The organism is Nocardia carnea (assembly GCF_029868855.1).
GTDB classification, from domain to species: domain Bacteria; phylum Actinomycetota; class Actinomycetes; order Mycobacteriales; family Mycobacteriaceae; genus Nocardia; species Nocardia carnea_A.
This window is the reverse complement of sequence record NZ_JARWOV010000187.1, coordinates 1-8187: the sequence shown is the minus strand read 5'-3', so window position 1 is coordinate 8187 and position 8187 is coordinate 1. Positions and strand designations below refer to the sequence as shown.

At 68.8% G+C, this 8187-nt stretch carries 8 protein-coding genes and 1 pseudogene; 4 read left to right on the top strand and 5 right to left on the bottom strand.

Annotation, left to right across the window (positions count from 1 at the left end; genetic code table 11):
* Positions 1-180: 180 nt before the first annotated feature.
* The gene (locus QH195_RS17095) at positions 181-609 is read right to left on the bottom strand and encodes a DoxX family protein (RefSeq protein WP_280436126.1); all 429 of its coding nucleotides are present in this window, start codon (positions 607-609) and stop codon (positions 181-183) included.
* A 290-nt stretch (positions 610-899) separates the two neighbouring features.
* Between QH195_RS17095 and QH195_RS17090 the strand changes: the two are divergent.
* Positions 900-1247: pseudogene (locus tag QH195_RS17090) on the top strand (SDR family oxidoreductase); the annotation flags it as partial.
* 273 nt (positions 1248-1520) lie between these two features.
* Complete coding sequence (locus tag QH195_RS17085; protein WP_280436127.1) at positions 1521-2627, top strand: epoxide hydrolase family protein; 1107 nt, start codon at positions 1521-1523, stop codon at positions 2625-2627.
* A 68-nt stretch (positions 2628-2695) separates the two neighbouring features.
* Here the strand turns inward: QH195_RS17085 and macS are convergent, their stop codons facing one another.
* The 4 genes from macS to QH195_RS17065 form a co-directional block, all read right to left on the bottom strand.
* Positions 2696-3907 (bottom strand): MacS family sensor histidine kinase, encoded by a 1212-nt coding sequence (gene macS / locus QH195_RS17080; RefSeq protein WP_280436125.1) that lies wholly within the window; start codon positions 3905-3907, stop codon positions 2696-2698.
* Between the two features lie 9 nt (positions 3908-3916).
* Entirely contained in the window at positions 3917-4648 is a 732-nt protein-coding gene (bioD, locus tag QH195_RS17075) for a dethiobiotin synthase (protein WP_280436124.1), read from the bottom strand.
* Positions 4645-5799, bottom strand: a complete 1155-nt coding sequence (locus QH195_RS17070; RefSeq protein ID WP_432278375.1) for an 8-amino-7-oxononanoate synthase — start codon at positions 5797-5799, stop codon at positions 4645-4647. The genes bioD and QH195_RS17070 overlap by 4 nt, the downstream gene beginning before the upstream one ends.
* Before the next feature lie 400 nt (positions 5800-6199).
* Entirely contained in the window at positions 6200-6793 is a 594-nt protein-coding gene (locus QH195_RS17065) for a TetR/AcrR family transcriptional regulator C-terminal domain-containing protein (RefSeq protein ID WP_280426035.1), read from the bottom strand.
* 147 nt (positions 6794-6940) lie between these two features.
* Between QH195_RS17065 and bioB the strand changes: the two genes are divergently transcribed.
* Complete coding sequence (gene bioB / locus QH195_RS17060) at positions 6941-7969, top strand: biotin synthase BioB (RefSeq protein WP_280436122.1); 1029 nt, start codon at positions 6941-6943, stop codon at positions 7967-7969.
* A gap of 32 nt (positions 7970-8001) precedes the next feature.
* A partial coding sequence (locus tag QH195_RS17055) for a hypothetical protein (protein ID WP_280436121.1) occupies positions 8002-8187 on the top strand: 186 nt, incomplete at its 3' end.

Below are 8187 nucleotides of genomic sequence, written 5' to 3'. Positions count from 1 at the left end.
CCTCCTGCTCCTTATTACTACTCCTATCTGTTGTGTTCTCGGTGGGGGGGGGCGGGGGGGGGCGCCGACAACCCCAATTACGGCTGGATCGATCTCCGCCAACCCGACGGGCTATCGATCCGGAAACGCACGATCGGCGATCGGTGCGGCCACCGATCGCCGATCGTGCTCAGGGATTCGTCATCGCGACAGCGAGTTGCGCAGATCGGCGACGGTGGCGCGGCGTTCGTAGGCGATCCAGGCGAAGATCGCGGCGAGCGCCAGCGGGAAGATCGCCATCGAGGGCTTGTCGGCGATGAAAGCCTGGGTCCCGGCGGCGAGCACGGTGAGGACGGTCAGGCCCGCGGCGGCGAGGGCGGACAGCCGCGGCACCATCAGGCCGATACCGCCCGCGACCTCGACGACTCCGATGAAGATGAGCAGCGCGAAGGGGATGGTCAGATTCTCGGGCGCGTTGTCGGTCAACGCGTTCGGCATCACGAGCTTCGGCCCGCCGGAAGCGATGATGAAGAACAGGCCGAGCACGATCTGCAGGGTCCACAGGACGCGGTTGCGGATCTTGCCGGGACGGTCGGTGACAACGGTGGCGGTGGGGTCGGCGGTGGTCATTTCTGGTCCTTCTGGTCGGTCGCGCCGGGTTGGTAGCGCGTTCAACCGATAAGACGGACCACCCTCGGAGGACTCATCGCTGTCCGCGAAAATTCTCGGAACCGCAGCAGCGGTCGGTCCGAACCGCTCTACGAGGTGGTCCGGCCCGATCCGACAGACGCCGGTGTCGTTTCGGCCGTCAGGTCGGTGAGGAGCCGGAGGGCGGCCTCGTCGGGTGAGCCCGGTTCGACGGCCTGGCGGTGCGCCATGAGGTCGTGTGTGCCGCACGTCGTGGTCCGGTTCGGGTGGACATGGCGGATCCCGCGACGATCGACGCGATGTTCGCGGAGGTCGGACAGGTGGATGCGGTGGTGTGTTGTGCCGCGAGCGGCGGCATGTCACCACTGAATGCGCGGTCGGACCAGGAATTCTGGCGCGGTCTCGACGGAAAACTCATCGGACAGGTGAATTTGCTCCGGCGGGCGCTCGCTCATGTGCGGGACGGCGGATCTGTGACCCTCACCAGTGGCCGGTTCGCCGAGCCCGTTCCGGGAAGCGCACTCGGCTACCTGGTCAACGCGGGCTTGGACGCGTTCGTTCATGCGGCGGCGGCCGAGATGCCGCGTGGCGTGCGCCTCAATGCGGTCAGTCCCGGCTGGGTGCGCGAAACCCTCCTGCGTCTGGGCGCGGACCCCGCTCCGGCACCCCGGTTGCCGAGGTCGCGCAGGTTTATCTGGACGCCGTGGAAGGCGGTGCTCACGGCCGCTCGCTTTCGGTGGGCGGGTTGTGAGTGCGCTGCGTCTCCGGTTCTGCGAGACCGGGCAGCCGGTGGGGACATCAATCGTTGGCTTCACCAACAAACGGTGTTATGTTGGTGTAGCCAATATTGGATCCACCAATTAATTGGTGCCGAGTCCGCTGGAGTGAGAACCATGATCGAACCGTTCCGTATCGATATCCCCCAGGCCGATCTCGACGATCTGGCAGATCGGCTCGCCCGCACCCGGTGGCCGAACGAGGTCGCCGACGCCGGATGGGATTACGGCTTCCCGTTGGGGCGGCTACAAGAACTAGCCGAATACTGGCGCACCGGATACGACTGGCGTGCGCACGAAGCCCAGCTCAACGAACTACCGCATTTCACCACCGAGATAGACGGTCAGAACATTCATTTCGTCCATGTCCGGTCCGGGAACCCCGATGCGCTCGCGTTGATCCTCACCCACGGCTGGCCCGGCTCGTTCCTGGAATTCCTCGACGTGATCGAACCGCTGTCCCGCGATTTCCATCTCGTGATCCCTTCGATCCCGGGGTACGGCTTCTCCGGGCCGACACACGAGCGCGGCTGGGATACCGGCCGGGTCGCGCGGGCCTGGGCCGAGCTGATGCGCCGGCTCGGGTACGAGCGCTACGGTGCGCAGGGCGGCGACTTCGGGTCGGGTATCTCGACGGCGCTCGGCGCGGTGGCGTCCGGAAATGTTGTCGGCGTGCACGTCAACTACCTGCCGACCCGGCCCGACCCGGAGGCCGGCCTCGAACTGTCCGAAACCGACGAGGCCCGGCTCGACAAGATCCGGCAGCTGATCGCGAATCGACCCCCGTACCAGGCGCTTCAGGCCCTCACCCCGCAGACCGTCGGCTACGCGCTGACCGACTCGCCGGTCGGCCAGCTGGCCTGGATCGCGGAACGTTTCGCCCACTGGACCGATCCGCGGACACCGATCGGCGACGATCGGATGCTCACCGATATCTCGCTGTACTGGCTGACCGGCACCGCGGCGTCCTCGGCCCGGCTACACCGCGAGACATCGCGGGGGCACTCGCCGTGCCCGGTACCGGTGGGCGTGGCGGTTTTCGCTCACGACATCACACAATCGGTGCGGCCGCTGGCCGAGCGGATATTCGATATTCGGCACTGGTCGGAATTCGATCGCGGTGGTCATTTCGCCGCGATGGAGGTGCCGGAGCTGCTCGCCGCCGATATCCGGGACTTCTTTCTGACGCTCGTCGGCGAAGAAACTCGAGCCGGTTCCGTCTGAGTGTTGCGGACGACGGGGCCCGTCCGTGTTGTGTGCACGGTTGCTCCCGGACTTCCGGGAGTTCGAACTCACAGACGCGGCGACTCGCGGGCTCCACGCGGGATGTGGAATTCCCATTCCGTACCTTCGCCGACGATATCCGCGGTGAGCAGTTCGGCGGTACCGCCGAGGGCGGCGATCCGGCCGGATATCGAGCGGGATACTCCCATCCGGCCCTCGCTCTCGGCCTCGGCCAGCCGCCCCGGTGGAATGCCGACGCCGTCGTCGCGGACGCTGACTACCAGGTCGACACCGGTGTCCTCCAGCAGGACGTAGGCGCGGGCATCGGGTCCCGCGTGCAGTTCGACATTCGTCAGGGCGGCGGCGACCGCGGCGGTGATCTCCTGGGCCGTCCAGCGGCCGACCAGGACAGGTTCGCCCGGGGTGGAGACCACCACCCGCGGTGTGCTGTGCGCTGTCAACTGCGGGCGCAGGTCGACGGTGGTGTCGCCGGCGGCCGAATGGGTGGCCTGTTCGGAGATGAGCCGCCGCAACGCGACCTCCTGCTCGGCGGCCCGGTCCGCCAGTTCCAGTGCCGGACCGCCTATTTCGTTACCACGCCGGCTGATATAGGAAAGTATCTGCAGTACGCCGTCGTGTACCTGGCGGGCCAGCCGTTCCCGTTCCTCGGTGGCGGCGGTGAGTCGCACCGCCTGCTGCAACTGTTCCTGGGCGCGGCGGGCGGTATTCGCGGCCAGGCCCAGCGCCAAGCCCACCGACACCAGAACGGGCGCCGTCGCATCGGCCCACACATCCTCGCCCCACTGCTGTCGCATGGTGATGATCGTGGCCGCGATGACCAGGCCCGACGCGACCCCGGCGAGCGGGCCGCGCAGGATGGCGGCGGAGATGACCGCGTTCGCCGACCACATGGTGGTGGGCAGCGGCTGATGTCCGTGGTACCAGTCGTAGTCGGCGACCAGGGGAGTGGCCGCGATCAATCCGAGGACTACGAGATGGTCGCCCGCAACCACAAGTGAGCGGGTCCGTGCGGTACCGGAAGTGTGCCGGTGGGTGAGGAGCAGGGCGGAGATACCGGACCAGATCACCATGAGCGCGATGAAGAACCAGCTCAGCAACTGATTTTCGTAGTACTGCACCGACGCGATCTGCTGTCCCACCGCGTACAGCAGCGTGACCAGCCGGAACGCCTGGACCGCCCGCCACAGGGGCGCGGTCGCGGCGTCGGCGGGGTCGGGTGCGTAGTTCGGTGACTCCCGCGGGGACCTGGTCGTGGCCATACCCGAACTCTAAGCAGTGGTCGTGCTCGGCTCCGGCCGGAACTCGTGATCGTCCGCGGGGACCGCGAGGTAGTGCTGCGCCCATGTGCGGGTGAACCAGCCGGGCGCGGCCGCCCGGAAACGCGATGGCGACCACGCGCCTGCCCCCTCGGGGACGGCGCCGACTATTTCGGTGCCGGTGACCCGCGGCAGGTCGGTGCGATTGGTCCGGGTGGCCAGGTCGGGGTGTTGCGGCCAGGACCCCACCACCAGGCCGGCGCACCGCACATCGTTCTGCGCCAGGGCACGGGTGGTGAGTTCGCTGTGGTTGAGCGTGCCGAGGCCGGGCGCGGTGACCACCAGTACCGGTGCTGCGAGTTCGCGGGCGAGGTCCAGGAGGGTGAACTCGCCCAGCCGCACCAGCAGGCCACCGGCGCCTTCGACCAGCGTCAGGTCCGCGGAATCGAGAGCCGCTATGGCGGTGGCGGTTTCGGCGAGGGTGAGCAGCGCGGCATCGCATCGGCGGGCCGCGGTATCGGGGGCGAGCGGGTCGGGGTAGCGGGCCAGTTCGAGCGTCCGGGTCACCCCGGAGAGCGCGGTGATCGCGGCGAGGTCGCCGGGTTCCGTGGCCGCGACACCGGTTTGTGCCGGTTTGCAGACCGCGACGGTGCGGCCGGCGGCGTGGGCGGTGGCGGCCAGGGCGGCGGTGGTGACGGTTTTACCGACCTCGGTGGAGGTGCCGGTGACGAACAGGAGAGTCATACGGGCACCGCCGGGACGTTACGTGCGTGTGCCAGTACCGGGCTCAACACCTCCGCCAGGGTGCCGAGATCGGCGGGAGTCAGATCGGCGCGGGCGGTCAGGCGCAGCCGCGAAGTTCCCTCGGGCACCGCCGGCGGCCGGAAACAGCCCACCTCCACGCCGTGTTCGCGGCAGGCGAGGGCGGCGTCGTGAGCGATCTGCGGATCGCCGAGGATGATCGGGACGACCGCCGAATCCGGCGCGGATACCGCGGCGATCCGGGCGATATCGGCGGCGCGATCGAGTACTCGCGGCGCGAGCGCGGGGTCGCCGCGCAGAATCCGCAGCGCCGCGCGGGCGGCGCCGACTGCGGCGGGCGCCAGTCCGGTATCGAAGATCATGGTGCGGGCGGTGTCGATCAGATGCGCGCGCACCCGCTCGTCGCCCAATACCGCACCACCCTGAGCGGCCAGGGCCTTGGACAGGGTCACGGTGACGATCACATCGGGTTCGCCCGCCAGTCCGGTCTCCCGGCACAGCCCTCGCCCACCCGGGCCGCGCACCCCGAGACCGTGCGCTTCGTCGACCAACAGGAGCGCGTTGTGGTCCCGGGTCACGCGGTGCAGTTCGGCCAGCGGCGCCAGATCGCCGTCGGCGCTGAACACCGAATCGGTGAGTACCAGGGCGCGCTCCTCGGTGCGGTCGGCCAGCAACCGGGCGACCGCTGCGGTGTCCCGGTGCGGTGCGATCGCCACCCGGGCCCGGGAGAGCCGGCAGGCATCGACCAGGGAGGCATGGCAACCGGCGTCGGAGACGATCAGTGAATCCCGGCCCGCCAGCGCTGTCACCGCGCCGAGATTGGCGGCGTAACCGGAAGCGAAAACCAGGGCGGCCGGGAATCCCGTGAACTCGGACAGTTCGGCTTCGAGGAGCTCGTGGTCGGTGGTGGTACCGGTGACCAGCCGCGAGCCGGTCGACCCGGCACCCCAGCGGCGGACCGCCTCGACGGCTCCGGCGCGGACTTCCGGGTGCCGGGTGAGGCCGAGGTAGTCGTTGGAGGCGAGGTCGAGTGCCGGTGAATCCGCGGTGCGGGGGCGTAGGTGCCGCCGCAATCCGGCGGTCACGCGGGCCGCCGCGTGGTCGTCGAGCCAGGCCAGTGGGTCGGAGGTCACGTCAGGCACCATACTTGAACACCGTTCAAGGTTGCTACCGGTCCCGTATGCTGCCTGCTCGGCGGGATGTCCGCACCGGAGTGCACGAACTACCGCGGCCGAACGCCTCCGCTCTCGATACTGCGATTTCGACGCCGTCGCAGGCATTCCAGGGGTCGATCCGGTTCGGCCTCGGCGTCGCGGCGGCGGGTCCCCGGCGGCCTGGATGGGTATCGCACACTCGGCGGGAGCGGCAGGGCGGAATGGCGTATCCGCGAGACGGCTCGTGCGTGCGCGCCGGGGGTCCATGGCGCCGCTGATCCGCCATTTGCGGCCGTTGACGATGTGGTCGTTGCCTCGATCCACGCGCGAGGTGGTGAGCGCATGCTGAGTGGTTCCACGGGGGTCGGGCGGGTTCGGCTCAGCGGATCTGCGCGCCCAACTGGTGCCGGATACCGGCAGTGAACAGTTGCAGGCCGAAGTCGAATCGGGCGGTGGGATCCGGACCCTCTGCGAGCTCGGGGGAGTCCGGCCCGGAGGTGGTTAGCGCCCCGGCCGAATCCATCTGCATCCGGGACTGTTCGTCGACGGTGTGGCCGAGTACGTAGTAGAGCAGGGTGTAGGCGGCGAGTTCGGCCTGTTCGCGGGGCATACCGGCGCGGATCACCGCACCGGCCATACGTTCGCGGCCCTTGCTGGTGGTGAGGCGCGAGGCGTAGGTGGCGGAGACGAGTTCCGCGCCGTCGCGGTAGGTGAGCAGGCAGTTGCGTAGCCGATGCGCGAGTTCGGTCAGCGCGCCGGACCAGTCGCCCGCCCCGACGGGCTGTTCCATCGGGGCCAGGATGCGGTCGGCGACGGCGCCGAGCAGCGCCTGTTTGTTCGGGAAGTGCCAGTACAGCGCGCCGGGCTGGACGCGCAGTGAACCCGCGAGCCGGCGCATGGTGAGGTCGGCGAGTCCGTACTGGTCGAGGATGGTGAGGGCTCCGTCCACGACATCGTCTCGGTGTAGCTGCACAGTCCGTCCTCCCGGTGGCTTCGATGCGCCCCTGACGCTACCCCAGCCTGAACGGTGTTCAATCTTTGCCGCTACCCTGTCCTGAACGCTGTTCAAGTCCGGTGTGCCGGTCCGTCGCCGGACACCTCCCGAGGAAGGGATTCGCCAGTGACCCAGGCCCCTGTCACCACCGAGATATCCGCAGGCGATGTGCTGACCGTCGCCCGGGAGCAGGTGCTCGAGCGCGGTATCGGGCTGTCCCGGGAGCAGACCCTGGCCGTGCTGCGGCTGGATGACGACCAGCTCGAGCAGCTGCTGGAGCTCGCGCACCAGGTCCGGATGAAATGGTGTGGTCCGGAGGTGGAGGTCGAGGGCATCATCAGCCTCAAGACCGGCGGCTGCCCGGAAGACTGCCATTTCTGCTCGCAGTCGGGCCTGTTCGCTTCCCCGGTCCGTGCGGCCTGGCTCGATATCCCGAGTCTGGTCGAAGCGGCGAAACAGACCGCGAAGACCGGCGCCACCGAATTCTGCATCGTCGCCGCCGTCCGCGGCCCCGACGAACGGCTGATGGCACAGGTCGCCGCGGGCGTCGAGGCCATTCGCAACGAAGTGGACATCCAGGTCGCCTGTTCGCTCGGAATGCTCACCCAGGATCAGGTCGACCGGCTGGCCGCGATGGGCGTACACCGCTACAACCACAACCTGGAAACCGCCCGCTCCCACTTCCCGAACGTGGTCACGACACACACCTGGGAAGAACGCTGGGACACCTTGCGGATGGTGCGGGCGGCGGGAATGGAAGTGTGCTGCGGCGGAATCCTGGGCATGGGCGAAACGCTCGAACAACGCGCCGAATTCGCCGCCGACCTGGCCGCGCTCGAACCCGACGAGGTACCGCTGAACTTCCTCAATCCCCGCCCGGGCACACCGTTCGGCGACCTCGAGGTCCTGCCCGCCGCGGACGCACTGCGTGCCGTGGCCGCCTTCCGGCTCGCGTTGCCCCGGACCATCCTGCGCTTCGCCGGCGGCCGCGAGATCACCCTCGGCGATCTCGGCGCCCGCCAGGGCATCCTGGGCGGAATCAACGCGGTGATCGTCGGCAACTATCTGACCACCCTGGGCCGCCCGGCCGAACAGGACCTCGACCTGCTCGGTGAACTCCAGATGCCGATCAAGGCACTCAACGAGACATTCTGATCGGCGGCGCCAACCGCAGAAGGCAGGTCCGGATGAGTACTGTCGGCGATATGGACGAGCGTTACAACCCGTTCACGGGTACGCGGGTCGTGCCCGGGCACGACGAGCCGGCCACCCGGGCCGGGGGACTGGGCCGGGAACCCCCCCCGTTGTGCGCGCCCGGCGGGGGCCGGAGGGGGGGGGCGAACGATCCCGGCGGCGGGCGGGCCCGCTGGTCC